Source organism: Niallia sp. FSL R7-0271 (assembly GCF_038005785.1).
Lineage (GTDB): Bacteria > Bacillota > Bacilli > Bacillales > Cytobacillaceae > Niallia.
Window position 1 is genome coordinate 662,288 of the sequence record NZ_JBBOTZ010000001.1, and the last position, 26,467, is coordinate 688,754.

The 26,467-nt window shown below is 37.4% G+C and carries 31 protein-coding genes and 1 riboswitch; of the genes, 23 read left to right on the forward strand and 8 right to left on the reverse strand.

Annotation, left to right across the window (positions count from 1 at the left end):
* Positions 1–33: 33 nt before the first annotated feature.
* The 3 genes from MKX82_RS03390 to MKX82_RS03400 are packed head-to-tail and all read left to right on the forward strand — an operon-like array spanning position 34 to position 2,515.
* Positions 34–591, forward strand: a complete 558-nt coding sequence (locus MKX82_RS03390; RefSeq protein ID WP_233317380.1) for a sigma-70 family RNA polymerase sigma factor — start codon at positions 34–36, stop codon at positions 589–591.
* Positions 584–2,140, forward strand: a complete 1,557-nt coding sequence (locus MKX82_RS03395) for a hypothetical protein (protein WP_341074991.1) — start codon at positions 584–586, stop codon at positions 2,138–2,140. Before MKX82_RS03390 ends, MKX82_RS03395 begins: the two co-directional genes overlap by 8 nt.
* 39 nt (positions 2,141–2,179) lie before the next feature.
* Positions 2,180–2,515 carry a GNAT family N-acetyltransferase gene (locus MKX82_RS03400; protein ID WP_341074993.1) on the forward strand — a complete coding sequence of 112 codons (336 nt, stop codon included), beginning with the start codon at positions 2,180–2,182 and terminating at the stop codon, positions 2,513–2,515.
* A gap of 58 nt (positions 2,516–2,573) precedes the next feature.
* On the opposite strand, the gene MKX82_RS03405 is transcribed toward MKX82_RS03400, so the two are convergent.
* Positions 2,574–2,780 carry a DUF5348 domain-containing protein gene (locus MKX82_RS03405; protein ID WP_233317377.1) on the reverse strand — a complete coding sequence of 69 codons (207 nt, stop codon included), beginning with the start codon at positions 2,778–2,780 and terminating at the stop codon, positions 2,574–2,576.
* Positions 2,781–2,965: 185 nt separating this feature from the next.
* Here MKX82_RS03405 and MKX82_RS03410 point away from each other — a divergent pair, with 185 nt between their 5' ends.
* Complete coding sequence (locus tag MKX82_RS03410) at positions 2,966–3,487, forward strand: uridine kinase family protein (RefSeq protein ID WP_341079377.1); 522 nt, start codon at positions 2,966–2,968, stop codon at positions 3,485–3,487.
* A gap of 96 nt (positions 3,488–3,583) precedes the next feature.
* Here the strand turns inward: MKX82_RS03410 and MKX82_RS03415 are convergent, their stop codons facing one another.
* Positions 3,584–3,730, reverse strand: a complete 147-nt coding sequence (locus tag MKX82_RS03415) for a hypothetical protein (protein WP_233317376.1) — start codon at positions 3,728–3,730, stop codon at positions 3,584–3,586.
* A gap of 44 nt (positions 3,731–3,774) precedes the next feature.
* A complete protein-coding gene (locus MKX82_RS03420) occupies positions 3,775–4,152 on the reverse strand; it encodes a hypothetical protein (RefSeq protein ID WP_233317375.1) in 378 nt (125 codons plus the stop codon).
* Positions 4,153–4,424: 272 nt separating this feature from the next.
* Between MKX82_RS03420 and MKX82_RS03425 the strand changes: the two genes are divergently transcribed.
* Positions 4,425–4,691 carry a DUF896 domain-containing protein gene (locus tag MKX82_RS03425; RefSeq protein WP_233317374.1) on the forward strand — a complete coding sequence of 89 codons (267 nt, stop codon included), beginning with the start codon at positions 4,425–4,427 and terminating at the stop codon, positions 4,689–4,691.
* A 62-nt stretch (positions 4,692–4,753) separates the two neighbouring features.
* On the opposite strand, the gene MKX82_RS03430 is transcribed toward MKX82_RS03425, so the two are convergent.
* Positions 4,754–5,368: a cupin domain-containing protein gene (locus MKX82_RS03430; RefSeq protein ID WP_233317373.1), complete on the reverse strand. Its 615-nt coding sequence runs from the start codon at positions 5,366–5,368 to the stop codon at positions 4,754–4,756.
* Between the two features lie 316 nt (positions 5,369–5,684).
* Between MKX82_RS03430 and MKX82_RS03435 the strand changes: the two genes are divergently transcribed.
* The 4 genes from MKX82_RS03435 (at position 5,685) to MKX82_RS03450 (ending at position 7,312) form a co-directional block, all read left to right on the forward strand.
* Positions 5,685–5,957: a CD3324 family protein gene (locus tag MKX82_RS03435; protein WP_233317372.1), complete on the forward strand. Its 273-nt coding sequence runs from the start codon at positions 5,685–5,687 to the stop codon at positions 5,955–5,957.
* Positions 5,958–6,066: 109 nt separating this feature from the next.
* Entirely contained in the window at positions 6,067–6,714 is a 648-nt protein-coding gene (locus MKX82_RS03440; RefSeq protein ID WP_251645051.1) for a FusB/FusC family EF-G-binding protein, read from the forward strand.
* Positions 6,715–6,807: 93 nt separating this feature from the next.
* Positions 6,808–7,002, forward strand: a complete 195-nt coding sequence (locus MKX82_RS03445; RefSeq protein ID WP_233317370.1) for a spore coat protein — start codon at positions 6,808–6,810, stop codon at positions 7,000–7,002.
* A 16-nt stretch (positions 7,003–7,018) separates the two neighbouring features.
* Complete coding sequence (locus MKX82_RS03450; protein ID WP_233317369.1) at positions 7,019–7,312, forward strand: spore coat protein; 294 nt, start codon at positions 7,019–7,021, stop codon at positions 7,310–7,312.
* Positions 7,313–7,477: 165 nt separating this feature from the next.
* Here MKX82_RS03450 and MKX82_RS03455 read toward each other — a convergent pair whose 3' ends face one another.
* Complete coding sequence (locus tag MKX82_RS03455; RefSeq protein ID WP_341075004.1) at positions 7,478–7,621, reverse strand: hypothetical protein; 144 nt, start codon at positions 7,619–7,621, stop codon at positions 7,478–7,480.
* Positions 7,622–7,829: 208 nt separating this feature from the next.
* Positions 7,830–8,069 (reverse strand): hypothetical protein, encoded by a 240-nt coding sequence (locus MKX82_RS03460; RefSeq protein ID WP_341075006.1) that lies wholly within the window; start codon positions 8,067–8,069, stop codon positions 7,830–7,832.
* A 153-nt stretch (positions 8,070–8,222) separates the two neighbouring features.
* Between MKX82_RS03460 and MKX82_RS03465 the strand changes: the two genes are divergently transcribed.
* The 5 genes from MKX82_RS03465 to MKX82_RS03485 all read left to right on the forward strand — a co-directional run bounded on the left by MKX82_RS03465 (position 8,223) and on the right by MKX82_RS03485 (position 11,750).
* A complete protein-coding gene (locus MKX82_RS03465) occupies positions 8,223–8,810 on the forward strand; it encodes a hypothetical protein (protein ID WP_237940749.1) in 588 nt (195 codons plus the stop codon).
* 155 nt (positions 8,811–8,965) lie between these two features.
* The gene (locus tag MKX82_RS03470; protein WP_341075008.1) at positions 8,966–9,361 is read left to right on the forward strand and encodes a YbaN family protein; all 396 of its coding nucleotides are present in this window, start codon (positions 8,966–8,968) and stop codon (positions 9,359–9,361) included.
* Positions 9,362–9,464: 103 nt separating this feature from the next.
* Positions 9,465–9,941 (forward strand): VOC family protein, encoded by a 477-nt coding sequence (locus MKX82_RS03475; protein WP_237940750.1) that lies wholly within the window; start codon positions 9,465–9,467, stop codon positions 9,939–9,941.
* Between the two features lie 70 nt (positions 9,942–10,011).
* Positions 10,012–10,923 (forward strand): phosphotransferase, encoded by a 912-nt coding sequence (locus MKX82_RS03480; protein WP_341075009.1) that lies wholly within the window; start codon positions 10,012–10,014, stop codon positions 10,921–10,923.
* 380 nt (positions 10,924–11,303) lie between these two features.
* Positions 11,304–11,750, forward strand: a complete 447-nt coding sequence (locus tag MKX82_RS03485; RefSeq protein WP_233317363.1) for a DUF6376 family protein — start codon at positions 11,304–11,306, stop codon at positions 11,748–11,750.
* 107 nt (positions 11,751–11,857) lie between these two features.
* Here MKX82_RS03485 and MKX82_RS03490 read toward each other — a convergent pair whose 3' ends face one another.
* Positions 11,858–12,241: a helix-turn-helix domain-containing protein gene (locus MKX82_RS03490; RefSeq protein WP_233317362.1), complete on the reverse strand. Its 384-nt coding sequence runs from the start codon at positions 12,239–12,241 to the stop codon at positions 11,858–11,860.
* Between the two features lie 173 nt (positions 12,242–12,414).
* Here MKX82_RS03490 and MKX82_RS03495 point away from each other — a divergent pair, with 173 nt between their 5' ends.
* The 8 genes from MKX82_RS03495 (at position 12,415) to MKX82_RS03530 (ending at position 24,679) form a co-directional block, all read left to right on the forward strand.
* Positions 12,415–12,642, forward strand: a complete 228-nt coding sequence (locus MKX82_RS03495) for a helix-turn-helix transcriptional regulator (RefSeq protein WP_233317361.1) — start codon at positions 12,415–12,417, stop codon at positions 12,640–12,642.
* A 233-nt stretch (positions 12,643–12,875) separates the two neighbouring features.
* Positions 12,876–13,688, forward strand: coding sequence for a pyrroline-5-carboxylate reductase (gene proC, locus MKX82_RS03500; protein ID WP_233317360.1), 813 nt, complete (start codon positions 12,876–12,878; stop codon positions 13,686–13,688).
* A gap of 234 nt (positions 13,689–13,922) precedes the next feature.
* Positions 13,923–14,006: riboswitch (cyclic di-GMP riboswitch) on the forward strand.
* 105 nt (positions 14,007–14,111) lie between these two features.
* The gene (locus MKX82_RS03505; protein WP_233317359.1) at positions 14,112–15,728 is read left to right on the forward strand and encodes a GGDEF domain-containing response regulator; all 1,617 of its coding nucleotides are present in this window, start codon (positions 14,112–14,114) and stop codon (positions 15,726–15,728) included.
* A gap of 1 nt (position 15,729) precedes the next feature.
* Positions 15,730–16,779: a HEAT repeat domain-containing protein gene (locus tag MKX82_RS03510; RefSeq protein ID WP_251645082.1), complete on the forward strand. Its 1,050-nt coding sequence runs from the start codon at positions 15,730–15,732 to the stop codon at positions 16,777–16,779.
* A gap of 61 nt (positions 16,780–16,840) precedes the next feature.
* Entirely contained in the window at positions 16,841–18,193 is a 1,353-nt protein-coding gene (locus tag MKX82_RS03515; RefSeq protein ID WP_233317396.1) for a glycosyltransferase family 2 protein, read from the forward strand.
* Positions 18,190–21,447, forward strand: coding sequence for a hypothetical protein (locus tag MKX82_RS03520; protein WP_341075014.1), 3,258 nt, complete (start codon positions 18,190–18,192; stop codon positions 21,445–21,447). The genes MKX82_RS03515 and MKX82_RS03520 overlap by 4 nt, the downstream gene beginning before the upstream one ends.
* 12 nt (positions 21,448–21,459) lie before the next feature.
* Entirely contained in the window at positions 21,460–21,828 is a 369-nt protein-coding gene (locus MKX82_RS03525; RefSeq protein ID WP_233317356.1) for a response regulator transcription factor, read from the forward strand.
* Positions 21,818–24,679 (forward strand): ATP-binding protein, encoded by a 2,862-nt coding sequence (locus tag MKX82_RS03530; protein WP_341075016.1) that lies wholly within the window; start codon positions 21,818–21,820, stop codon positions 24,677–24,679. Before MKX82_RS03525 ends, MKX82_RS03530 begins: the two co-directional genes overlap by 11 nt.
* A 47-nt stretch (positions 24,680–24,726) precedes the next feature.
* On the opposite strand, the gene MKX82_RS03535 is transcribed toward MKX82_RS03530, so the two are convergent.
* Positions 24,727–25,299: a YitT family protein gene (locus MKX82_RS03535; protein ID WP_233317355.1), complete on the reverse strand. Its 573-nt coding sequence runs from the start codon at positions 25,297–25,299 to the stop codon at positions 24,727–24,729.
* 170 nt (positions 25,300–25,469) lie between these two features.
* Here MKX82_RS03535 and MKX82_RS03540 point away from each other — a divergent pair, with 170 nt between their 5' ends.
* Positions 25,470–26,441 carry a LacI family DNA-binding transcriptional regulator gene (locus MKX82_RS03540; RefSeq protein WP_341075020.1) on the forward strand — a complete coding sequence of 324 codons (972 nt, stop codon included), beginning with the start codon at positions 25,470–25,472 and terminating at the stop codon, positions 26,439–26,441.
* The last annotated feature ends 26 nt before the right edge of the window (positions 26,442–26,467 follow it).

Below are 26,467 nucleotides of genomic sequence, written 5' to 3' on the forward strand. Positions count from 1 at the left end.
CAGCATCGTCTAAAGTTTGAAAGGGTGTAAAGAATGTTAGAGAAAAATAATAAAGATAATCTGGATGGGAAACATTCCAGCAGGGGGGAAATAATCGAGTGGTTAATGAACGAATATGGTCAAAGTGTCGTTAGGTTAGCATTCACCTTTGTGAAAAAGCAACAAATCGCTGAGGATATCGCACAGGAGGTATTCATTAAATGCTATCAGAACCTGGATACTTTTCGAAAGGAATCTTCCTATAAAACTTGGATTTATCGTATTACAGTGAATTTATGCAAGGACCGGTTACGAAGTTGGAGTTTTAGAAACATAGTGTTAACAGAACTGCTTTCAAAAAGTTCGATCACTAATCATACTCCAGAATCAGAAATACTGCATGTGGAAAACAGGCAGGAATTATCAACGAAGGTATTATCACTGCCAATTAAGTACCGTGAAGTTATTATTCTATATTATTATGAAGAGTTTTCCTACAATCAAATATCAGAATTGCTTGGTATTAGCATACAGACAATAAAATCGCGATTACATAGGGGACGGCTTTCTTTAAAGAAAATGATAGGTGAAGGAGGAAAAATCGATGGATAAAATGTTAAAGGATTTAAAAGAAACGATGGATAACACAGTCTTGAAAGAATTAGACTTTACTGAAATAAATAAGTCTAAAGTAAGGAAAAAAATCTCCAACGCTAACTTTGCAAAAGCAAAAAATACGAGGAGTCTATATCCGCGAATTTTGAGTCTTAGTTTTACTTGCATTTTTCTAATAGGTATAAGTTATTTTATGATACATACACTTAACCAAAGTGAAGAACCTATATCCAGCCACAGTGATAAAAATAATGTTGGTAAAAATAATTCCATTATTACTCCTCCTCATCAAGATGAAAATTATGAAGATATGAAAAAAGAAGATATATTAAGTAAACTTTTAAATACAGTAGATAATTTTCAAACGGCTTCCGGTGCATATGAGATGTTTGATAGATATTATGACGGTTCAACTAGTAACAATAACGTGGAATATAAGTTTAGTCTAAAAGCAGAAATTGGTGGATATGAAAAAATATTTAATATTCCTGATGAGTTTATAACAGATGATCCAATTACAACGAACGAAATCTTTTTTAATGACGAAACCATTTGGAATATAGATAATGATCGGAACACATACAGTACAAGTAATTATGAAGTGACACCAAAGAGGGAGACAGTTGAGCCGAAAGATGTATTTTCGATTCCAATAAATAAGCTATATGATTCTGAAGAGAAATTTAGAGAAATTCCAGCAATAGGAGATGTATCTCTGTTTCCATACGAGATGGCAGCGGAATATTTAAGATCTAGTAATGTTTGGGAAATTGAGAGGCAAAATGAAGAGCTGCTTGGTCATAATACGATTGTTTTGCATGGAGAAATAAATGAGGCTAATAAAAATATTATGCAGCCAGATAAAAAGAGCTTTCGATTTTGGGTGGATAAAGATACAGGAATCTTAGTAATGTATGAATTTTACGATGAAGAAGGACAATTGATCAGTTATCTTCATCCGAAAGAATTATCAGTAAATGTAACAATTGATGCAAAAGAGTTTCTACCTAAGTTAGAAAATTATAATTCTATGCAACATTATTCGGATATTCAATATGAGGACCCTAAAGAAAAAGATATTAGTATTGTAGAGAGTGCTGATACCAATGTGGAAGAGGTTGAGTCCGTTTTAGTCACTTTGCGGTCAGAGGTGCCTTTTCTGTATGAATTTACGAGTTCAGATGTAAAGATTTTCTCAGCAAGTTTGGAAAGATATAAAGAATTTAATCAAGCGTATTTAACTTACAGTTATAAAAAAGTAGGAAATGACCTTGGCTCTGGATCGCAAGTGCTATATGTAAGAGCATATCCTGAAGAATCAGTTGTAAGTTCATTAAATGATTTTAATACAGAGAAGGGCAATAAAATCGATTCGTTTACTTTGAACGAGATTAAATGGGAAGTGTATGAAATTAAAGATTCTAAAGAGGCGCATTTTATAGGCGTGTCGGGAGATTATGAATACGAAATGATCACTCAGGATGTTTCTGTTGCGGATGCAAAGCGTTTACTGAAAACTTTCAAAAAGAGTGCACCAAATGAATAGATGATTTAAAAAGCTAATAAGACTTGGAGGATAATAGAGTTGGATATCGAAATAAAGACCTTTACGGAAAGAAAAATCAAACCGATTGATGTTTTGAGCCTGTATAACGAAACAGGCTGGCTGCAAGGAAGACTGGATTTAGATATGGAAGAGATATTAAACAAAGTGCCATCAGTTGGTGCTTGGAAGGGTGATACGCTTATTGGCTACGCTAGAGCAGTCTCAGATGGGCATTATAAAGCATATATTGAGGATGTAGTTATACATCGTTTATATATGAAAAAAAGTATTGGGATCAAGTTGGTTTCAAAACTATTGGACGAGCTTTCATGCAATCAGTTTATCTTGCGAAAAAGATTAACTGCCTTTTTATAAATAAACGGTTTTAAACTAGGCACCTAATACTAGTGCCTAGTTTTTTTAAAAACACAAATTAAACTACATTAGGATATTTAGCCATTAACCCTTGCAAAGCAATATCTGGATAACCGACTAAATAATAGTCCTCATGATTATGATGAACAGTTGTTTTTACCCATTGGTTTTGAATGAAAGCTTCAATGTCGTCATCTGTTGTGAAATATTCTCCATTAGGAAGTGCGTATCTGCCTTGTTCATTCTTCGATAATTCTGCATACATAAATATCACATCCTTTTTGCTATCAGCATTAACAATTTATTCGCTTCATAAACTAACAGTAACGGCGGGTTATTAACATGATGAAAAGTGGTGATACAGTGATTTTTTATACTAAAAACGGTGAATTCAACAAATATAGACAGCTGCTAACGATAATTGATTCTACACCAAGAAAACAATCCACAATGTTAATAGGAATAGACGGTTGTGGAGGATCAGGAAAAACTACCTTTGCAAACTTGATGAAGGAAGCTTGTTCGTCTGTAACAGTTGTACATATGGATGATTTTTATTTACCATCCTCACAAATAATCAAAGCACAACCTGCTAATAAGCCAATTGGTGCCGACTTTGATTGGAAACGTGTATTAATTAATATCCTTATACCTGTTAGTCGAAACATAGAAGGAGCTTATCAACGATACGACTGGGAGACAGATAGTTTGGCAGAGTGGCATAACGTGCCCGTCGGTGGCATTGTCATCATAGAGGGAGTTTATTCCATTCGCAAGGAACTAGCCAATATATATGATTTAACTATCTGGGTTGATTGTCCCCGTGAAATCAGGTTAAGACGAGGACTTAATAGAGATGGTGAAGAGGCTAGACAGTTATGGGAGAATAATTGGATGGTTGCAGAAGATTTATATGTTAAGCACCATCAGCCGATGGAAAGAGCGGAGATTGTGGTTAAGGGTTTTAAGTAAATAACAGTAATGCAGACAAGCATGCTAACGCTATGTAAATATTGCAAAAGAACCTTAGTGAAAAATCACCAAGGTCTTTTTTGCTATGAAAGGCTATTACTTCTGTTTGCCTGTTTTAGCTGCTTCTGTATTCGGAACAGACTGTGGAGAATGGGAATTTGCAGTACCTCCATTTGGCGGCCCATATGTATGAGCTTTATCAGTGATTTTAGCACCTTCAGAGAAATCATCCTTTGTTTTCATTTCTTTCACCTCCGTTTTTATTATGTGATTTCCTCCTTAGATTATTAATTGGATTTATATTCCGCATGATAAGAGTTTGCTCCTGCGTGAACTGATAATAAGGTGTCAGCATAACCCACCAGCCTGTTGATTACTTCGTCTGCGATTGCATACACAAGTGGGTGAAGCTCATTGTTAAAGAGTTTATCATCATCAAAAATAATAGTTGTATTAATAAATATTTCTTTATTTCCGTATAAGTTATAATGAATAATGGCTTTTCCTGCAGCTCCGCCAGTATTAGGATCAGCATAGTTTTTCATAAATAAATACCATTCTTCAGCAGTAGCAGAGCGGAAGTTTTTCGTGAACTTTAAGGAGTCTAGTTCCTCCTCTATTTCTTTTTTCAAGTGCAGGTCTACGACCGTATTTTCTTCTTTCATTTATAATCCCCCTTCTTACAGACCTTCAAAATGTTTCCCCTCATAGTTTGATCATTAACTTTCGACTTTAGTATGGATGGTTTGTACAAAGGGAGTCATAATTTAATTGAAGGAATATATTGACAAAACATTATTTGTATTATAATATTATCTTGAATTCGAGATAATATAAAAATGTAACCAAATAAGAATACTTTATTTTTTGTATTTTATCTTGAATTCAAGATAAATGTTAAACTAACATTAATACATCAAATCTGGAGGTTAAAAAAATGCGAGAAACTTTGAATAGAATAAATGAATTAGCTAAAATCTCTAAAACAAGGAATTTAACACAAGAAGAAACAAACGAACGCCAAGGACTTATTAATGAATACATTAAAACGTTTCGTGGCTCTATGGACAGCATTCTTTTAAATACAACGATTATAGATCCATTAGGAAATGATGTAACACCAGAAAAATTAAAAGAAGTGCAAGCACAAAACAAAGTGGCAATCAGTAATGAGCAGACAATTGGCAGAATATATTCAAACTAAAGTAAACAGCTGCCAGCAGGCAGCTGTTTTATTAGTGGTATCTATATTAACATTTTTTTAGTTTATAATTTTACATTCTTGCCGCTAATATTGATAACAATTTCTTCTTGTTTTTGTTTGGTTCTCTCCAGTTTAGGTGGACCAATTTCAACAGCCTCTTTAATAGGACTTAAAACATCTTCTATTTTTTCAGCATTAACTCCATAGGATAGTTCATAAACCTCTGGCGGGGTAAGCCGTAACATATTTGATCCTAATGCTGTTTCAAATTGGTCATTGTTAAAGAAGAGATGCATATGCAAATTTTCAGAAGCTGCAGTAATCCAATGCCACCAGCCCATTGGAATAAACACAACCTGACCTGGTTTAGCATTATAGGTATGGAGTTTATTAGTATCTGGATCAACAATGGAAATTTGTGCTTCACCAGAAATGATAACATCCAGCTCCCAAGCATTTGGATGCCAATGTGGTTCGCGAATATTTCCCTTTGAAAGATAAACATCTGCAAAAGCACCGCCAACCATAGCAGGCAGCTGGGTGGAAGTTACTTTATAAATAATATTATCTTGGTTTTTTTCGTACTCCACATTATTTTTTGAATCAAAAAAGAGATTAGGAGTTCCGCTTGTTTTCTTAATATTTGTATTATCAGGGACAAGTCCTGACTTTCCCATTTCTACTACCTCCTCTGCAAAAAAAGGCTACTGTAAAGATATGTGCAGTGAAGATAAATGGTGATTGTCCGAATTAAAAAAACAGAAACAAACCAAACGCCTATTGAAATCCGTTATAATAAGGTTTAAAGGGAGGTGCTTACATATGGATAATCATAAAAAATTATCTAGTACTTCATCCACTCATGCAAAGCCTGTTATTGGGAAGGCGATTCTTTGCATGGGGCGAAACATTTAATTATATCGCTTAACACGCTTTTCTAATATTATGGCTTTGCACCTTATTTTTTCAATATCAATAAGGGGTGGAGCACAAATGAAATATACGAATGCGAACAAAGTTTTACCTGAAAAGCTTCTCTTAGAGATCCAAAAATATGTTCAGGGGGAAACATTATATATACCTAAACAGGAAACTGAGTATCAAAAATGGGGAAGTTCAAGCGGAGGAAGGCAACATTTTGACCGCCGCAATGCTGAAATAAAAAACTCGTTTAGGAATGGCAGCAGTATTGCTCAACTGGCCGAGGCATATTATCTTTCCACTGAAACGATTAAGAAAATTGTTTACTCAAATAAACGGCACTGATGTTTTTCATCAGTGTTTTTTTATGTAACAAATGCTTCTAAGTTATTCTTTCCATTTTAGAATTCTGCTTTTTTCTATAAAATAAACAAAAGAAATGGAGTGAACATAAATGGAACCGTTTATTAATAATGAACAGCTGAACTTTATAAAAAACCAGGTTGCTTTAATTAATGACAGTATGAAAAAAAATGTCCCAGCAAAGGTTTTAGCTGCTGTAGTTGATGTAGCCAACAGCAAAATTCACAGCCTTTTTCCGAGTGCTTCATTAGAACAACAAAGCATGCTTAATCTTTCCAAATTAAAGACAGACAAAGAGTTTGACCGATATATTGAGCAGCTTTCAGCCTGCTTATTAGCATTTCCAACTGTGCAAGAGCAGGAGCTGAAAAAAATGTTTCCAAAGCAGAAAAAGTTAAAGCTGCCTGATTTATCTAAAATAGACTATAGCCGACTAACATATTTAAGCTGGAATGATTTACGATCGAATAAAAAATTTATTGTTTATGAGTTAGATGGAAAGCTGGTCGGTATAGAAGGAAGATTTATACCAACTAATAAAAAAAATCTTTGCTCCTTTTGTAATTGTTTTGGGGAGATTTCCTACTTCTCTACTATCACTAAAGCCAAAAAATCTAAAAATCCAGATTACTACAAGGCTATTGGTAATTTTGTTTGCACAGACAGCATGGTTTGCAATCAAAAAATCACAAGTACCGAATACTTGACCACTTTCCTTCACGAATCGTTAAGAGCATAAAAACAGTAAATATATTTATGGGAAAATAGTTTATGCTCAGCTCCTTCCGGTTATATCAAATATATAAGACAGGATGAGGGAGGAGGAGTAAACATGGCTTCAGAAAAATTAGCAGTACATGAAACGCTAGAATTACATGAAGTGCTTACTTTGAAACAAAGCTGTCTCGTGAAATCTTATGCATTGCAATCCCTTGTGGAGGATGACACCTTAAAAATGATTTTGAGCAATGATGTGTCCAGTTCTGAGAAAGCAATTAAGGAGCTGCAAGCTATCTTATCAAAATAAAGGGAAGGTGATTAGAATGGGTATAGTTGATAAATTAAAAACTGCAGGAAAAATGCGTGATGAATTGATTGCAACAGAGCTGCTGGTTTCAGCTAAATCAACTGTCAGAACGTATGCCGTGGCCTTAACAGAAACTGCTTCGCCGGAAGTACGGGAAGTATTAAAAAAGCAGCTAGATGAAGCAATTGATAACCATGCGAAGATTGCCAATTATATGATGAAAAATGGTATGTATTATGCCCATGATGTAAATAAACAGCTTGAGCATGATAAAGAAAAAATAGAAAAATCACTGGAACTAGTGAATTAAAAATATGGAAAGACCCATGACTGCATTGGAGCAGACATGGGTCTTTTTAATTGTTTAAATTGATTGCTGTATATGGATAAATGTAGAAATATGTCGAAGATTATATCTATCCTAAAAATATCAAGAGGGACCGAGCTGTCGTCCAAAATGAAATCATAAGTTCCTTCAGGCAGTTCCTCGCCAACCATATAGTGTATAAATCCTATCTCCCATTGTAAGTTTAATTGGAACTTCTATTCCTGCCTTTGTTTTTTGGTCCCACTGTATTGATTCAATCGGTTCACCGTCTGCATTGCGAATATCTAACAAGATTGATGTAGAGAATAATCAGAGAGAGGATACTCCTGTTACATTAAAAAAGGTAGATGAAGAATCTACCAATTGAAGCTGAATTTTAAAGCCTCTGATGACGAAAATCATCAGAGGCCTTTTTGAATGGAGTATTATTCATATTGTAAAATCCTTTATTTCTCTTTAGAAACTCACTACACATGGAGAAGTAAGGTCTATTACTTCTTTACTGTAACCAAAAAGAAACAAGGACAAAAACAAGCATAGCTGCTAGAAAGGAGCCGAGCAAATAGCCAGCATACCGAACAGGCTTTGGAAACGTGCTTACATCATAATCTTTCACAGGAAAACGATCACCAATAGCTCTCTGTGCTTCCTTTAATTCATAAGGAACAAATATCTCATCGTTATTAACAGTATTAATATAGTTTGTTTCATCCATTTGTGTCTCATGGATTTGTTTCATCTTATTGCCTCCATTCTAAATAAGGAAATGGAAATAACTGTGCCTTAATTGTGACAGAAAATCTATATTATAGCAATTATCTTCCTTCTAAGGGTGTATTTAGGTGGAGATTGGGGATGTTAAAGACAAAAAGTATAATTGCAGGTGGTATAGATGAAGCTTGAGCAACAGCAGATGGTTGATAAAATGAGGGAAATGACAAACAAGGCGGATGCATTTCATACAGAGTACTGGAGTAAGTTCGCTGATTTTCAGGATTGGCATTTTTGGCTGAATATTGTCTTTTTAGTAGGACCGCTTATTGTATTGCTCATATGGCTTGATCGGCAATGGATTTTTCAAATTTTATTTTTTGGTTTTGCGATACATGCTATGATGAACTATTTAGATTCTATTGCAGTTGTAAAGGGCCTCGTGACTCACCCTTATCCGCTGATGCCATTGATGAATATTAACTTGTCTATCAACACTTCCTTTATTCCCGTCACATTTATGCTGACATATCAATATTGTATAAACAGAAAGAAAAATTTGTATATTGGCGGATTATTCGCAAGCATTGGGACAGGCATTGTGCTTGGTGGCTTTGCTCAGGCAATTGATTATCTTCAGATGTATAAGTGGATGAATATTTGGTTTGTATTTGTATTTGATTATTTACAGTTTGTCACAGCTGTATTGCTGGTAAAGTTTTTTCAGTACTTGCGTGATAAAAAGAAAAAGAAAAGCTACCGCTTTTGAATTTCCTTATTTATCCACATAAATGTGAAATTTTCGTATACATTAAAAAAGAACAGTTAAGACAAGGCTATGCCTGCACTATAATAAGGGTATAGAGGTAGAAAGCTGTCTTGCATAATTCTGTAAGCTATTTGAAAGGAGTTAAAGAGAAGAAATTGAAGCAATTATATAAATGGATTTATATTGTATTAGGTACCATTTTTTTAGGGATTGGCCTTGTCGGCATCTTTCTCCCTTTACTTCCGACAACTCCATTTCTGCTGTTGACTTCCTTTTTCTATACACGAAGCTCAGAACGGCTTAACGCCTATTTCCGCTCAACAAGATTTTATGAGGAATATGTAAAAGGGTTTAAAAAAGGTGAGTTGACGAAGAAACAAAAAATAAAAATACTGGTCACCTGCTATATCTGTATTGGGATAAGTGCTTATTTCGCTCCGCATATGTATATGCGCATTATTCTCGGCTGCATTGCAATTGTCCAATTAATCTCTATGTTCATTATTAAAACTAAGACAGTTGAACCGAAGGATATCATCATAAAAAAATAGATGTTAAGAGCTGAGAAGAGTAAGATTCCAGCTCTTTTTTGTTTTAACAATAATCGTATGGGAATAAATAGAAATAAATACTTGTAAAAAAGGGGAGATAATAATGGCTGTAATTACCCATATCGGCCTAGCTGTAACAGATTTAGATAAAGCGATTGATTGGTATGAAAAGGTTCTAAATTTTAAGCTGATTGCCGGTCCGTATTCCTTTCAGCAGGAGAAAGAGGATGCTTATAATATGACAAATGACTTGCTCGGAAACCATATAAAAAAAATGCGCAATGCTCATTTAATAGGAGAAAACCAAGTTGGGATAGAACTGTTTGAGTTCCAGGTGCCGAAAACAATAAAAAGGGAAAGAGATATTCAGGAAGCTGGCTTTTTTCACCTTTGTATTATTGCTGATAATGTAAAGGAAAAGGCTGCTGAAATACAAAAGAGCGGCGGAAAGATCAGGAGCAGTATGTGGAATACTTGGGCAGGCAAGCCGTATTATTTAGTTTATTGTGAAGATCCATTTGGGAATATTATTGAACTTTATTCCTATAGTACGGAATTGATGTATGGTAACAAAGATTAGATATTTAGTGGATTATACAATAAACTAATAGTACAAGAATTTCTAAGGCGATATCTTTTGAGGTGAAAAAATGGGGAATATTTGGGCTCCTGAGGTTGTGGTTGAAAAAGAGCTGGCAATTGCTTTAATTAATAAACAGTTTCCTGAGTTATCTATCCAAAGCATTAAGGAAATAGGTGAAGGCTTCGACAATACGATATATGCAGTGAATGACATATATGTCTTTCGATTTCCACGCAGGGAAATCGCGGGAGAGCTAATGGAAACAGAGGCTGTCCTGCTGCCAAAAATACAGCAATTATTGCCGATAAAAATACCAGTTCCGGTTTTTTTCGGACAAAAGTCGCAAGACTACAGATGGTCCTTCTTAGGTTACAGCTATCTTGAGGGCAAAATGCCGCATAAATTAACACAGGAAAACCGAACTAAGCTCATCGGAACACTAGCAGCGTTTTTAAAGGCACTACATTCTATTTCTATCAAGGATTTAAAGGGAGTGCCAGTTCCATATGATAAACTGGGCCGTCTGGACATAGGGAAACGGAAAGCTGGAATGATGGAAAAACTCGAGGCTTTGTGTCTGCTTGATAACAGTCAAGTTTTTGAAAAGGCGAGAGACTATTGCCAAGGAATAGAGCATATTGAAGTCCCATGTGAGCATGTGCTAGTGCATGGTGATCTACATTTAGGTAATATGCTTGTAAACGAAGGTAAGGAGCTGACAGCCATTATCGATTGGGGCGATGTCCATATTGGCCACAGGGCAGTTGACTTAGCGATTGTTTACAGTCTTATACCAGCAGAAGAAAGGGAGGCTTTTTATGCTGTCTATGGCAAAACAGACAGTGTCACATTGGAGCTTGCCAGATTTAAGGCTGTGTATACACTTGTGTTACTGCTCGCATATGCTTTAGATAAGAAGGAACTATTATTATATGAAGAAGCAAAAACAAGCCTTGCTATCGCATTGAGCTCATCCTAAAACCTTGCCTTATTTGACTGGTAACGCAGAAATATTATATAATTAAGCTAATAATTGAATGAAAGTAACCTTTTGTCAAAAGGGGAGTAACTGTACAATAAAGTCGTCAATACAGGTCAGCAGACCTCGGCTTTATTGGCAACATATGTTGTTTGTGAGACCTTTGCCATTTATTTGGTGAGGTCTTTTTGCTGTGCCTTTTTAACTGCTCCAAACAAAACGATGGTTAGGGAAGGAGGCGGGTCTGCATGTCGACGCTAAAAAAACTTATGAAAAATTATCTCCAAAAAGAAGGAGTGAAAATTCTTAAGAAAAAAGGCTTACCTTTGTTAAAGAAAGAATGGGAAAAAAGAAAAGGAAAAAAATAAGGAGTGATTTTTATGAAAAAATTATTGCTGGCTCTCCCGATCATGCTGTTGGTAGCAGCAGGATGCTCACCAGTGGAAGAGACGAAAAATACTATTAATTATGTTAATGAAGCAACAGAGTATGCTAATGAAGCAGCGGCGTTCGCAGAAGACCTTCCGGCTAAGGCACAGGAAGCAGTTACAAATCCGGAAACAGTTGAACAGCTGGAAAGCACATTAACTGATTTTGAAAAACAAATCAGTGAGTTCAATCAAGTGGAAGTGCCGCAAGTGATGGAAGATTTGCATGGACAAATTAGTGAGCAAAATGAAAAAATCCAAACTCAAATTGAAGAATATACAAAAGCAATTGAAGATGGTACCTTCCAGCCAGAATTCCTTCAGAATAGCGAGTTGCTAAACTCGCTGCAGGATATACAAAATATTTATGAAAATATCCAAAAGCTTGGTAATGAATAAACTGAAAGAGGTGCAGTCGAGCGACTGCACCTCTTCTTCTTTTTTGTTAGAGAGAAAAGGATAAATATTTTGAGGGATAAAGAGGGAACTCCAACTTCTTCTGAGGGCTATTGTTTTTTTTCTTCCTGCATAAACGACCAAAAGCGGTATAGTTGGCCGGCCACTTTTGCTGGTTCTTCCTGAAGTGCTTTATGGAGGGCAGGGTGTCTTTGAATGGCGGTAATTATATTATAATCTTCTACAGCTACTGCCAAGCGGTTATCGCTGCCGTATCGCGAAGCTGTTTCCATAACGGCAGATCTTCCTAGAAGGTAATCTGTGCTGACATCAAAAAAATCAGCGAGTTTTTGGAGTGTCTCTGTGTCTGGTTTGCGATTGCCGGTCTCGTATCCAGAAATGGACACTTTTGTCACGTTCATTGCATCCCCTAAAGTTTGCTGTGATATATTAGCCGATTTTCTTAAAGCTCTTAATCTTTCAGAAAAACTCAAATTATTCTCCCCTCCATTTCCATATGATGGTTCTATTATAAGTTAACTTATTGCTAACAGTAAATGTTCAAAAATAAGTTAACTAAAAAGATAGTAAAAGATTGAAGTTAACCTTAGGTTTACGTATAATAGAGATAAAGATAACGGTTTCGACTAAGAAAGAGGTGAGAGGGTTGACTAGACTTAAATTGCGGTATGTTAGAAAGGAGCATGGCTATACTTATCAGCAAATGGCCAGCAAACTAGGCATCACGAAGTCCTACTATTGGCAAATAGAGAATGGCAAAAGAGGTTTATCGTATGAGAATGCGATAAGAATAGCTAAAATATTTCATAGAAAACCAGATGACATATTTCTTCCAGAGAACAATCATGTAAGCCGTCTAGCAAGTGATGACTAAAGCTTATGACAGGTTAGTAGACTTTCTTTGGTGGAAATATGTTTTTTTTATTTATCGAGCTCGTTTATTTTATTATTGCATGAATCTGTGCATTTTTGAACCATTTACTTGCATAATATCATCATTAAATAGCCACCTTTCCTCTTCTTATCACAATTTTCCGAATGGGATTGATTTTCTCTCTTTACTGTGTAAAAGTATAGAGTATAAATAGAGGAGGACGGTTCGTAAACATGAATAATAAGAAGATTAGTTTCATTGGCAGCGGCAAAATGGCGCAGGCTATTTTTGGCGGTATGCTAAAGTCAGGATTTACAAGACATGAGGATTTAATTGCAAGTGCAAAAACGGCTGCTACGTCGGAAATGATATCTAAACAATATGAGATCAAAACAACAATTGATAATAAGATTGCAGCATCGTATGGAGATATTGTCGTTCTTGCGGTGAAGCCATATTTATATACAGAGGTATTACAGGAAATCAAGGAATCTATACAGGAGAATGCTATCATCGTGACGATTGCAGCTGGTGTTGATCTTGCTTATATGGAAGAGCAATTATCAAGTGAAAGCAAGATTATTAGAACAATGCCAAACACACCATCTCTTGTAGGAGAAGGAATGAGTGTTGTTTGCCCGAATGGCAATGTCACGGAAGAAGAAGTACAGTATATTGTTGACTTGTTCTCTTCCTTCGGCAAGGTAGAGGTAATGGAGGAGCGCTTGATGGATGCTATTCCAGCTATTAGCGGTTCATCGCCAGCATATGCCTTCCTTTTTATTGAAGCATTGGCAGACGGCGGTGTCAGAAGCGGAATTCCGCGAGATACATCCTACAAGCTCGCGGCCCAGGCATTATTAGGGGCTGCAAAAATGGTGCTGGAAACAGGCAAGCATCCTGGCATCTTGAAAGATGAGGTATGCACACCTGGGGGAACAACCATTGAAGCGATAGCTACGCTAGAGCAAATGCAGTTCAGGGGAGCAGTTATGGCTGCAATGGACAGATGCACCGAAAAAAATAAAGAATTGCAGAAAAAATAAATGTCAGGTCGTTCGGAATAGGTAATATGTTGTTCTTCTGTACGAACATTTAATTAGAAATGCCAAGGTGTTGAGTCTTTACTAACTTCTTGGCATTTTTTTGTATAAAAAATAGGTCATTATTCCTTAATATTTTCCATATTTCAGCCTTTAAAGTTAGAATCTCATTCTGTATAATAAACATTAATCATTATCAACAATACCAATATTACTAGCTTATTTATGAACATAATAGACCATTTGGACCGCGAAGAAAAACAGCTTTTATTTGGGCACTTAAGCTGTTTGGAGCGATTAGTGCAACCGGCCTTTATTCATGAGTTGGGCTGGTTTTTTTTTGCTTTTGAGGGGAAAGCTAACCAGATAAAAATATAGAGATAACAGGAGAATGCGTAAGGGAATATTTTTAAAGAGGTGTGGCAAATGATTTTTGATAAATACAAAGGAATATTACTTAAGAAAATGAAGGATCAGCTTACAAGCTGGTTTGATAATAACGAGATAACATTGATTGAAAACAGAGATGTATACAGGTTTTTGCATTCAATCAAAGGGACGTCTGGCACGTTGGAGCTTGATATGCTTTACGGTATTGCTTCAGAGCTGTTGGCAAAGGTAGAGAATAGAAAAGACTCATGGTCCATTCAGGAACTAAGGGATTTTTTGAGCGGGCTGATGGAAATCAGTTATGAATATGAGCATTTCCATGAAGAAATTGGCAAGCCTCCTGCTTTACGTGAAGGGGACGCACCGCTTATTCAAATTATTGATGATGATATTTCTTTGCTTATTTTCCTGAAGGATAAGCTCGAAAGCAAGGGCTGGATGGTTATTGCAAACACGACAGCGGATAAGGCAATTGAGCAGTATTATAATATGCATCCTGATTGCATCATCATTGATATCAACCTTCAGGATCAATCTGGTTACGATGTGCTCAGTGTTATCCAAAATCATACAAACCGGGCATTTATTCCGAAAATTATGTGCAGCATTAAAACAGACAGAGACTCAAGAATTGAAGCATATAGAAATGGCGCAGATGATTTCATGGAAAAACCGATTGATGTGGAAGAATTTTTAATTCGTGTGGAACGCCATCTCGAAAGGAAAAAGATATTTGATCAATCGGTTTTGATAGACGAATTAACCCAAGTTTATAACCGCAAATTTCTTAAAGATTCGTACAATCGTTTTATCAGTGATATGGGAAGGCTGAATGCAAATGGAACAATCGCTGTGATTGATATCGATTATTTTAAACGAGTTAATGATACATACGGGCATATTGTCGGTGACAAGGTGCTGATGGAGTTCGCTCAATTTCTGAAAAAGAGTATTAGAAGTACAGATACACTGTTCCGTTATGGCGGGGAGGAATTTGTTATTCTGTTCCAGAGAGCGACAGAGACGGAAATAAAAGACGTATTGGAGCGCATGCTTGATAAGTTCTCACAAGTTGAATTTACAGACGGAGAGAAAACCTTTAGTCTCACATTTTCAGCAGGAGTGTATCGAATTGAAAATACAGAGATTGGTTTGCAGGCAGCAATAAAAACAGCAGATGAAGCTTTATATTTGGCTAAGGAGAATGGCAGGGCGAGGGTTGAAACAGCTAATAAACGCATTATTTCAAAAGCAACAAAGCTTTTGAATGTATCCATTGTTGATGATGATACACTGATTCGCTCCATCTTAATTAATATTTTCAGTTCTTTGGAGCTTGATAATATTACCCTTGATGTAAAAGCCTATGAAGATGGGATGCAATTCCTTGATTCTGACAGGCTCGCACAAAACGGCATTCATTTCCTAGTTCTTGACGGCATCATGCCAGTCATGGATGGTCTGGAGATACTGCAAATCGTGAAAAAATCTCAGTACCGTAACAATGTTAATGTGCTTATGCTGACAGGCAGAAAGAGTGAAAATGATATTGCGGAAGCATTGAAGCTGGGAGCGGATGATTATGTAACAAAGCCTTTCAGTCTGACAGAACTTCAGGCAAGGATTGTCCGCCTCATTAAAAGGATGGTTTAAAGTGGCAAAGGAAATTATGTTATTAGTTGTTGTTGCAGTTGGTTCCATCAGTATTTTGCTAATCCTCCTTGCTTACTTAATAGCAAGGAAGCTTCTTGAAAACAACAGGCGGCAGCAAATAAATGATTTAAAGGAAAAAATAGCCCAGGATGTCTTCCTGTTCTTACAGGACAGAAGCTATGAGCTGTCCTTCTCTGCTGATTCAAACATAGAGAAGGAAGCACTTGAGGAGCTCCTTACAAAGTATTCAGACATACTCGAGGGAGATCAGGAAAGACAAAGCTTAAGAATTCTTGCAGCAGCTAATCTGACAGGTTATTACCGAAAAAATGTAAATGCAAGGAAATGGAGCACTCGTATGAACACACTGTATCATATTGAGAGCTTTCAGCTGGTGGAGCTGAAAGAGGAATTAATTAAGTTGGCTGAACAGGAAAAGAAGCGGTCGAAAGAGGAAAAAATCCAGATTTACCGCATCCTTGCTTCTTTTCAATATACCGATATTTTTATGCTGATTAATAAGCAGGAATACTTAGCAGAAAAGGATTATCGAAGCATATTAACAAGACTGGAAGCACCAATTTTTGAAGAGATGATTGCCCGGTTTGATGAATGTGTGGAAGAGCTAAAACTGGCAATTCTCGATGTGATGGGTGTTAAAAAGGATTTGGAGCATATTACTTTTTTAGAAAATGTTTTTCAAACCTATGAGGGAGAGCTGAGGCTGAGAAGCTTAAAAGCAATTTCGAACATAGGGATTGTTCCTAATATTGATAACTATCTTCCTTTATGCCAATCAAGTGTGTGGCAGGAAAGAATGATGGCGGCAAGACTGCTTGGCTTTGCCAAACAAGAAACAGCCTTGAAGCTATTAAAGGAACTGCTGCATGATCAGTCATGGTTTGTAAGATCTCAGGCGGCAGAATCAATTATGAAATATAAAGATGGTACAAAAGTGCTTGAAGAGGTGCTTCAGCATTCAAAAGATGCCTTTGCTCGGGATATGGCCTGGGAGTGGGTCAATAAAGGAATTTTAAAAGGAGCTAATTAAGTTGGTTTTAGAATGGTGGGAAAATGCGGTATTGTTTTTTGGCGGTTTTATTTCTATATATATGATTATTATCATCACGTTTTACACAGCTATTCTTATCGTATCAATGATGCAGCTTAGACGAGAATATCAGCTTAATAGAAAGCAGTCTTTTGAGGATATTGCTGACGGTCTGTATACAAAGCCTGTTTCGATAATTGTGCCTGCATATAATGAAGAAGCAGGAATTATTCCGAGTGTCCGCTCCTTATTGAGCATTGATTATCCGCAGTATGAAATCATTGTTGTAAATGATGGCTCTAAGGATCAAACTTTGCAAAAAATGATTGAGTATTATGATATGGAAGAGGTTCAAAAGGTAGTCCGCAAACAGGTGGAGACGAAGCCAATTAAGGCTATCTACCAGTCAAAGCTCTTGCCGAGACTATTTCTTATCGATAAAGATAATGGCGGAAAGGCTGATGCTTTAAATGTCGGCTTGAACTTTTCGAACTATCCTTATATATGCTCATTGGACGGAGATTCGGTTTTAGAAAGTGATGCTTTCCTGAAAGTTATGAAGCCGATTATGGACAGCAATGAGGAGGTAGTTGCTTCAGGAGGAAGCATCCGAATTGCAAATGGCTGTAAGATCAAGGACGGAAATATATTGGAGATCGGTTTATCGAACCATCCCCTTGTTATTATGCAGATTATTGAATATTTAAGAGCATTTTTAATGGGCCGCATTGGGCTTAGCAGGCATAACCTGCTTTTAATCATATCAGGTGCCTTTGGTGTATTTTCGAAGCAATGGGTGATTAAGGCTGGAGGTTACCAAACAAATACAGTAGGGGAGGATATGGAGCTTGTTGTCCGTATTCACCGAATTATAAAGGAGTCTAAGGTCAATAAAAGAATTGTCTATGTGCCTGATCCTGTCTGCTGGACAGAGGTTCCAGAGGATATAAAGTTCCTGAGGAGACAGAGAAGAAGATGGCATAGGGGATTGTTTGAAAGCCTTTGGAATCATCGCAAGCTGACATTTAATCCGAAGTATGGAAGTATCGGAATGATTTCCTTCCCTTATTTTTGGCTGATAGAGTTTTTAGGTCCAATCGTAGAAATATTAGGATATCTATATACGGTAATCGCGATTTTCTTTGGCGGGATTTATTTGGAATTTGCGATTCTTATATTTTTGCTTTCTTGTATTTATGGATCGATTTTTTCAATGGCAGCAGTCTTGCTCGAGGAATGGAGTCTTCGCAAGTATCCAAAAGTGTCCCATTTATTGAAGCTGTTTTTCTTTTCCCTGACAGAATCTTTATGGTACAGGCCGATGACAGTATTTTGGCGCTGTGAAGGGATTTGGCAGCTCATTAAAGGTGAAAAATCTTGGGGGGACATGAGTCGTAAAGGAGTATCTAAATGAAAAGAAGGAATACATTGCTTTTTTTTCTGTTTGTCATGATTGGGCTTGCGGTACTATTAAGTCCTTTTTGGCTCTGGCAGTTTAAAGGGACAAAGGAACTGAATGTGCTGATTATGGATAAGACTGTTCCTGATAAGACATACAGGGAGCATAACGGCCTTGTTTATATATTAAACAATCAGAAATATGTGAAGGCTAACAAAGACAAATACTTCAGTCAAAGTGATTATAAAGGCTTTAAACCGAGCGGAGACAACAGCTATAAAATCAGCGAACTCCCTGATGATTTAAGTGATTATGATGTTTTGTATTTGACAGATCAGTATGGAGTCTATGAAGAAGAATTTTATGGAAGCAATAATCTTGGGGAGAGATCGGATAAATTATATGGCGGATTGGAAACAGAGGATGTAGAAAAAATAGAGAATGCTCTTTTCCAATCAGACAATAAAACACTTATTGCTGAATTTAATACGTTTGCAAGTCCTACAAGTGATGAGGCAAGGGAGAAAATCACCAATCTGCTTAATGTATCGTGGAGCGGCTGGATCGGCAGGCATTTCGACGATTTAGATGGTGAGGAGGTACCTGTTTGGGTAAAGGATAACTATAAAAACCAGAACGGCAAGGAATGGAGCTTTACAGGCTCTGGACTTGTACTGATTAATAAGGATGATTATATTGTCGTCTTAAATAACAAGGACTTAACAGACAGTGGTGTCGCATTTTCCACTACCGAAAAAGGTCAATCTGTCTTAAAGGAAGAGCTGACATCCACTTATGATTACTGGTTTGATATTATCGCAGCAAAAGATCAAAAAGAGGTGCTGGCCCAATATAAGCTTCCAGTTTCAGAGACTGGTAAAGAAAAGCTGGAAGGTTACGGAATTCCAAGCACTTTCCCGGCAATCGTGCAAAATGCCAATACACAATACACTTCCTATTATTTTGCAGGAGATTATGCTGATGAAGCAGAAGTTCCAAGTTTATATCAAACAGTCGGCTTTGATTTATGGAAGAAATATGTCACATACAGAAATTCCTTTTACTGGAATACTTATGTGCCGCTTATGAAAAACCTGCTGAAGGATGGACTTCACAATAATAATACAGAAGGCAGTACTATAGAGACAGTAAAGGCTGACGGAATGGTAACGAACAGTCGGACAAATGCTGAATATATTCAAGTTCAAAAGGATGGGAAATGGGAAAATCTCATTATTAAAGGGGTAAATATGGGGATTTCAAAACCAGGCTCCTTTCCAGGTGAAACATCCATTACAAAGGATGAATATTACCGCTGGTTCAAAGAAATCGGTGCGATGCATGCTAATACAATCAGGGTGTACACGCTTCATCCACCAGGTTTTTATCAAGCCTTGTATGAATATAATCAAAGTGCAAAAGAGCCTCTGTATCTTATCCACGGTTCTTGGGTGAATGAAGATGTTCTTACAGAAAAGCAGGATGCTTATTCAGAAGAAGTAGTAGCAGATGCGCAGTTAGAAATTAAAAACATGATTGACATTATTCATGGAAATGCTGATTTGCCAAAAAGGGCTGGGCATGCTTCAGGAAAGTATGAGTATGATGTTTCCAAATATGTGCTAGGATTTATGCTTGGAACAGAGTGGGACCCTGATGTTGTTAATCATACCGATGAAGAACACAGTGGCTTAGGACAATACAAAGGCACTTATTTCGAGACAAAAGCTGCATCTCCGTTTGAGATTTGGGTTGCAAAGTTAATGGACTATGCAGCAGATTATGAAGCTAAGCAATATAAGTGGCAGCATACGATGAGCTTTACGAACTGGGTGACAACAGACTTGCTTGACCATCCTGCAGAGCCGAGTGAGGATGAAGATAAGGCGGTTGTTGATCCCAACCATATAACTAAAACAGATGATTTTCATGCTGGCCTATTTGCGGCTTATCATGTTTATCCGTATTATCCAGATTTCTTGAACTATGAAAAAGGCTATTCGACATATAAGAATAAACAAGGCGAGCAAAGCAATTATGCAGCCTATTTAAATCAATTGCGAAAGGTTCATAATATGCCAGTGTTAGTTGCAGAGTTCGGAGTGCCAGCATCTAGGGGCAAAACTCATGAGAACGTTAATGGCATGAATCAAGGCTTTATTTCAGAAGAAGAACAAGGAAATATGGATGCGAGTCTGTATCAGATGATTCTTGATGAGAAGTATGCAGGCGGACTTGTGTTTACATGGCAGGATGAATGGTTTAAGCGAACATGGAACACGATGGATTATGATAATCCGAACAGAAGACCGTTTTGGTCCAATATCCAGACAAATGAGCAGCATTTCGGTCTGTTAAGCTTTGATCCTGGTAAATATGAGCCAACCATCTATATTGATGGCAGCACAGAGGATTGGGAAAAGCTGAATGTGTCGCCACTGTATACTGCTGCTGCTGCTGATAATAAGGAAGAAAATGATATTCAAGATGTGAGTGTCACGTCTGATGAACAGCAAATCAGCTTTAAATTCACTTATAAGGAGCCGGTTGACTTAAACGTTGATCACACATATCTTCTATTAGATACACTTGCAGATCAAGGGCAAATGAGCACAGTTCTTGATGGCAAGGAAAAAGTGAACACAGATTTTGGTGTCGATTTTGCTGTTAAGATTGGGGAACAGGATGATTCGCATATCCTGATTGACAGCTACTATGATTCTTATTATTTCCACTATGGGCACTTGCTGAATATGATAAAAAAAGAAAGCTATGCAAGTAAAAAGAACAACGGTGTGTATCATCCAATCAGACTTGCGCTTAATAAAGAGCTGGAAATACAAGGGGAAAAAATTCCGTTTAACTCCTATGAAACAGGAAAATTATTATACGGAAACGGCAATCCGGAAAGTAAAGATTTCAATAGTCTGACCGATATTAGTGTAAGTAAAGATAAGAAAACAATCGAGCTTCGCCTGCCGTGGGCTTTATTAAATGTGAAAGACCCAAGTCAGAAGGAAGTATTGGCAGACTTATGGAAAAAGGGCATGGAAGGCAGCGAAACCATTGACGGCATTTATTTTGCGGTTGTAATGGAAAAAGATAAAAAGATTGTGCAAACATTGCCTGAAAGAGGCAGTGACAACACTATTCATCAAGAAGACACTAAACTGTTTGAATGGGAAAGCTGGGAAGAACCAGCCTATCATGAACGATTAAAACAATCCTATTATATACTGCAAGAGGCCTTCTCCAAAATAGGGAATTAGGGAGAGAGAAATATGAAAAGAATATTATTAGCTGAAGATGAAGATGTATTGAGAATGCTGATAGTAGATACACTGGAAGATGAAGATTACGTGGTCGATGAAGCACCAGATGGAGAAGAGGCTCTCCAGCTTATCGCAAAAAATGACTATGATCTGTTAATACTTGATTATATGATGCCGATTATGACAGGGCTGGAAGTAATCCAAAAGGTTAGAGCGGACGAAGAGAAGAAGCATCTGAAAATAATGATGCTGTCAGCAAAAAACCAGACAAATGAACAAAACCATATATTAGAAGCTGGAGCAGATTACTTTATGGCAAAGCCTTTCAGTCCGCTCGCACTATTAGACAAAGTAGGGGATATTCTTGATGAAGATTAATTCCTATATAAGAAAAAGCATATCAAGGCAATTTATGGCCTTAATATGCTTTTTCATTCTACTGTTTATTATTGGAGGGCTTGTGCTGGTTTATTGGCAAAACTCTGTAAACAATGAGTATGTAAGTAACCGAGAAGAGCTTGTTGAAAAACAAGCGTTAGTCAGACAGCTAGAAACAAGGCTCAATGATGCAATGTTTAATGTGAGAGGATATTTCGCTTACAATAACACAGCCTTAAAAGAATCGGCAGAAAGTCAGCAGGCTGAGATCGAAAAGCTGATAGAGCAGTTTGACCAAAGGCTTGAAACAGAAGAAGACACACTCTTTTCAACAGAGCTGGCGTCGTTTTATCGGTTTTATTTTGATGAAACAATGCCAGAAGCAATAGCTTACTTTGAAAGCGGAGATAGAGAGGAAGTTGCTGCTATTGCCAATAATGGTGCGACTGAAAGGGTTAATTCTTTTCAAGGAGAAATGGCTGATTACCTACAGTCTGTTTCGAACTCGCTGAGCGGTGAGGTAAGCAAGCTGACTACTCATATCGCCATCCTGCAAGTCGGTTTTCTAATTTATATCATTCTAGTTCTTATCGCAGTATTGCTTATCGGCAGAGTGATGGTCAAGAGGATTGGGAAACCATTGACTGATTTTGCAGTTGCAGCCAATGAAGTGGCAAAGGGAAATGAAGCAGAAATTAAGCATGATAAGAAAAGGCAAGATGAGCTGGCTACATTATCTGTTGCCTTTGAGCGGATGTATGTGAGCATACAAGAGAAAGAGCAAGATTTGCTTGCACAGAACGAAGAGCTCGTTGCACAGCAAGATGAACTGCAGGCACAGCAGTTTGAATTAGAAAAAATGCTGGAGACTGTACAATCCAATGAAGATGCTTTATTGCGCAGAAACAAGCTTATTAACGGCCTGTCGAGCTCTCTTGATAAGCAGAAGGTGCTGGAGAGCATCATCATAAATATGTGTGATGTTATTAAGGCAGACAGGGGTATTATCGTAGAAGCAGACAGTGGAGATTTTGCTGCATTTGGCATATCAAATGAAGGAGCAGAGCAATTTAAGAACCATCTTCATACAGGGATGTATCATCGTCTGGAAAAGGAAAAGCTTAGCTTTACAATCATCAGAGATTTAGATGTGTCAGAAAAAGGCTATCATCTTGAAAAAGGCAGGGTGCATGATCTTTATATCCCAATCTTGTCTGCTGCCGGCAGTATTACAGCAATCATGATGCTAAGCAGGTTTGCTTGCGGCTTTACAGAGCTGGAAATGGATGAATTCAGCACATTAGCTAAACAGATTGAGATATCATTGGATAAGATTCACTTATTCGAACAAACAGAGAAAGACAGATTGCTAAACACAGATATTTTAAATAATGTTCAAGAAGGAATTCAATTAATAAGTCCAACTGGCGATATTATCCATGCTAACAGCAAGTTCTATGAGATCATGACAGGCAAGGGAATGCTTGATATATTTGTCGGCCAAAAGTGGCAGGAATGGACAGGGCAGCTGAAGGAAAAATTAGAGGAAACAGACGATCTGATTGCTTATATTAGTAAGTCTATGAGAGATTCTTCTGCAGAGTCATTCACCTATAAATTGAAGGAAGATAAGATAGTTAAGGTTTATAGTGAACATTTATACAGAGGCGATGAGAAATTCGGGACTGTTCTCGTATACAGAGATATTACAATGGAATATGAAGTAGACAAGATGAAGTCTGAATTTGTAAGTACGGTCAGTCATGAGCTGCGCACACCTCTTGCGAGCATTTTAGGTTTTACAGAGCTCATTATTAATCGTGATTTGAAACCAGAGCGTCAGAAGAAGTATTTGAACACGATATACGGAGAAGCGAAAAGATTAACAGCCTTGATTAATGACTTCCTTGATGTACAGCGCATGGAAGCAGGCAAGCAGACATATGAGAAAAAATATATTGAAGTGCTGCCAATCATGGAAAGAGTTGTGGAAAACCAAGCGGTCAATGCAACTAAACACCATATAACAATTCATAATACGGAAAAGAATTCGTTCATACTAGGAGACCGGTTTAAAATCGAGCAGGCTTTCACTAATATTGTGAGCAATGCCATTAAATATTCTCCTGAAGGCGGAACTATTGATATCAGCCTCTATCAGGAAGATGGCATGCTGAAAGTAGCTGTGAAAGACCAAGGGTTAGGAATACCAGAGTCAGCCCGTGATAAGCTGTTTACAAAGTTCTACAGAATTGATAATTCGGACCGCCGCAAAATTGGCGGAACTGGATTAGGTCTTGCGATTGTAAAGGAAATCATGCTAGCACATCAAGGAGATATCACAATAGACTCAGAATATGGAAAAGGCAGCACCTTCATTATGAGCTTTCCGATTGTGGAATGGAATATGGAAACTTCGGAGAAGGACGCAGTCGCAGATGAAAAGGTCCGTTATAAAGTTATGGTCGTAGAAGATGATTACAGCTTGGCTGAGCTGATTATTCAGGAATTGCAGGAAAGCGGCTTCCAAGTTTATTATTCCAAAAATGGAATGGATGGAATTAAGAAAATGGAGGAAGTACAGCCAGATGCGCTCGTTCTAGACATAATGCTGGAAGACAGCAGGATGGACGGATGGGATATCATGAAAGCAATGAAAGATTCTGAGTATCTGAAAAAAATTCCAATTGTCGTTTCTACTGCCTTGGATGAGAAGGAAAAGGGCATTGCATTAGGCGCAATTGATTACTTGGTGAAACCTTATCCGCCAAGTCAGCTTTCCCGGGCTATTATGCAAACATTGCTCAAAATGGGCAAGATTGGGCAAGTGCTTATCCCGGAAGAACAATAAAGTTTTAAAAGAAGCCTGCACATATGTGTGCAGGTTTGTTTCCATGCTTAAACAGTTTTCACTTTCTTAGTTAGCAAACTAGTAAATAGGGCCACAGAGATAATTGTTAAAAACGAAGCGGCTAAAATAGGAAGACCGACGATTCTTAATCCACCTAATAAAACAAGACCATCAATAATAAAGATGATAATGCCGACAGGGAATTTAAAAATACTAGACAGCATTTGGGCAAGCATGTCTGTTCCGCCTGTACTTGTATCGAAGCGAAGCATAATGCCAATACCCACTCCAATGATACTGCCGCCAATCACAGAACTGACTAAAATATTGGTGGAAAATGTGTCGCGCATAAAGGAACAAACGTCAATCATTCCAGAGGAGATGAGAAAACCCAATAAACCGTAGGCGATATATTGCTTATTATAAAACCAAATAATGATATAAATCGGGATGCTGATAAGTATCATAGATAAGCCTGTCGGGATATCATAATGATAATGTAAGATGAGGCCAATGCCAATTAGACCCCCATCAAGAAGATGATGAGGGACTAAAAAGCCGTTAACACCAATCCCGATAAGAAGGCTGCCGATTAATATGGCGCTGATTTTTTCTGTCATTTGAAAATCACCCTAACTGCGTTCATACTATTAATAAAATATATGGACGAGTTGTCTGAAATAGAAGGGGAACTTCTGAAACACATTAAAATCCCCATTGAAAATTTCAGCTAGCCTTGGTATTTTATAGGTGACCGTTTAGATCAAATTGTATGGGAGTAAGAGAACGAATGGGAAATATAAAAAAAATCGCAGAATTATCAGGAGTGTCTGTTACAACCGTATCAAGAGTATTAAATAATCATCCTTATGTTAAAGAAGAAAAAAGAAAAGCAGTTTTAGAGACAATTGATAAATTAAATTACAGCCAAAACTTGAATGCTGTTCACCTGTCGCGAGGAAAAACAAGCATGATAGGTGTAATGGTGCCATATATTACTGTTCCATACTATGGAAGCCTGCTTGACGGTATCGGGGAAGAGGCGCTGAAAAATAACTATAGCATCAATTTATTTCAGACGAACTATGATGTGAACAAAGAAAAGGAAGCGCTTGAAAAACTAAAAAGCAAACAAGTGGACGGGATGATTATCGGCTCCCACACTGCTAATATGGACATTCTCCGCAAATATGCAAGTGACCATCCGATAATAGTCTGTGAAAAGGTAACAGAGGAAAATATCGCTGCAGTCTATATTGACCATTACAGTGCATTCAGGCAAGGTTTAGACTTTTTGCATAGCAATGGATACAAGCACATAGGCTACTGTGTCAACAGGGCGACAAGCGCCAACAGCAGGCTGAGGGAAAAAGCCTTTTATGAAGGCTTGCAGAAGTTAGGTTTGGCTGCAGAGAAGGAATGGGTATTTGACAGCTGCCTGTCAATTGAAGATGGAAAAAGAGTCGTTAAAAAACTGTTGGAATTAAAGGATAGACCGGATGCTTTGCTTGTATCGAGCGACCAAGTAGCAGCAGGCATAATGACAGAAGCAAGAAAGCAGAAGATGAACATTCCAGAGGATTTGGCATTATTAAGCTATGATAACCATCCAATATCTGAAGCCCTCGAGCTTACGACAATGGATTTGCCTATTGTCGAAATGGGCAGGCGTTCCTTTCAGCTTTTTCAGCAGCTGCAAGACAAGAAACAGGAAATGCCAATTGAACTGAAGGCCAAGCTTGTCGTTCGTTCAACTGTATAGAAAAAGAGGTCCATATCGGACCTCTT

Coding starts and splice junctions, on each gene's coding strand:
- MKX82_RS03430 (WP_233317373.1), bottom strand. CDS start 5,368: ATGGGAAAGTCAGGACTTGTCCCTGATAATACAAATATTAAGAAAACA.
- MKX82_RS03485 (WP_233317363.1), top strand. CDS start 11,304: ATGAAAAAATTATTGCTGGCTCTCCCGATCATGCTGTTGGTAGCAGCA.
- MKX82_RS03505 (WP_233317359.1), top strand. CDS start 14,112: ATGATTTTTGATAAATACAAAGGAATATTACTTAAGAAAATGAAGGAT.
- MKX82_RS03460 (WP_341075006.1), bottom strand. CDS start 8,069: ATGAAACAAATCCATGAGACACAAATGGATGAAACAAACTATATTAAT.
- MKX82_RS03445 (WP_233317370.1), top strand. CDS start 6,808: ATGGCTTCAGAAAAATTAGCAGTACATGAAACGCTAGAATTACATGAA.
- MKX82_RS03405 (WP_233317377.1), bottom strand. CDS start 2,780: ATGTATGCAGAATTATCGAAGAATGAACAAGGCAGATACGCACTTCCT.
- MKX82_RS03525 (WP_233317356.1), top strand. CDS start 21,460: ATGAAAAGAATATTATTAGCTGAAGATGAAGATGTATTGAGAATGCTG.
- MKX82_RS03450 (WP_233317369.1), top strand. CDS start 7,019: ATGGGTATAGTTGATAAATTAAAAACTGCAGGAAAAATGCGTGATGAA.
- MKX82_RS03420 (WP_233317375.1), bottom strand. CDS start 4,152: ATGAAAGAAGAAAATACGGTCGTAGACCTGCACTTGAAAAAAGAAATA.
- MKX82_RS03535 (WP_233317355.1), bottom strand. CDS start 25,299: ATGACAGAAAAAATCAGCGCCATATTAATCGGCAGCCTTCTTATCGGG.
- MKX82_RS03530 (WP_341075016.1), top strand. CDS start 21,818: ATGAAGATTAATTCCTATATAAGAAAAAGCATATCAAGGCAATTTATG.
- MKX82_RS03475 (WP_237940750.1), top strand. CDS start 9,465: ATGGCTGTAATTACCCATATCGGCCTAGCTGTAACAGATTTAGATAAA.
- MKX82_RS03390 (WP_233317380.1), top strand. CDS start 34: ATGTTAGAGAAAAATAATAAAGATAATCTGGATGGGAAACATTCCAGC.
- MKX82_RS03410 (WP_341079377.1), top strand. CDS start 2,966: ATGTTAATAGGAATAGACGGTTGTGGAGGATCAGGAAAAACTACCTTT.
- MKX82_RS03515 (WP_233317396.1), top strand. CDS start 16,841: ATGATTATTATCATCACGTTTTACACAGCTATTCTTATCGTATCAATG.
- MKX82_RS03395 (WP_341074991.1), top strand. CDS start 584: ATGGATAAAATGTTAAAGGATTTAAAAGAAACGATGGATAACACAGTC.
- MKX82_RS03540 (WP_341075020.1), top strand. CDS start 25,470: ATGGGAAATATAAAAAAAATCGCAGAATTATCAGGAGTGTCTGTTACA.
- MKX82_RS03425 (WP_233317374.1), top strand. CDS start 4,425: ATGCGAGAAACTTTGAATAGAATAAATGAATTAGCTAAAATCTCTAAA.
- MKX82_RS03435 (WP_233317372.1), top strand. CDS start 5,685: ATGAAATATACGAATGCGAACAAAGTTTTACCTGAAAAGCTTCTCTTA.
- MKX82_RS03465 (WP_237940749.1), top strand. CDS start 8,223: ATGAAGCTTGAGCAACAGCAGATGGTTGATAAAATGAGGGAAATGACA.
- MKX82_RS03520 (WP_341075014.1), top strand. CDS start 18,190: ATGAAAAGAAGGAATACATTGCTTTTTTTTCTGTTTGTCATGATTGGG.
- MKX82_RS03480 (WP_341075009.1), top strand. CDS start 10,012: ATGGGGAATATTTGGGCTCCTGAGGTTGTGGTTGAAAAAGAGCTGGCA.
- MKX82_RS03415 (WP_233317376.1), bottom strand. CDS start 3,730: ATGAAAACAAAGGATGATTTCTCTGAAGGTGCTAAAATCACTGATAAA.
- MKX82_RS03440 (WP_251645051.1), top strand. CDS start 6,067: ATGGAACCGTTTATTAATAATGAACAGCTGAACTTTATAAAAAACCAG.
- proC (WP_233317360.1), top strand. CDS start 12,876: ATGAATAATAAGAAGATTAGTTTCATTGGCAGCGGCAAAATGGCGCAG.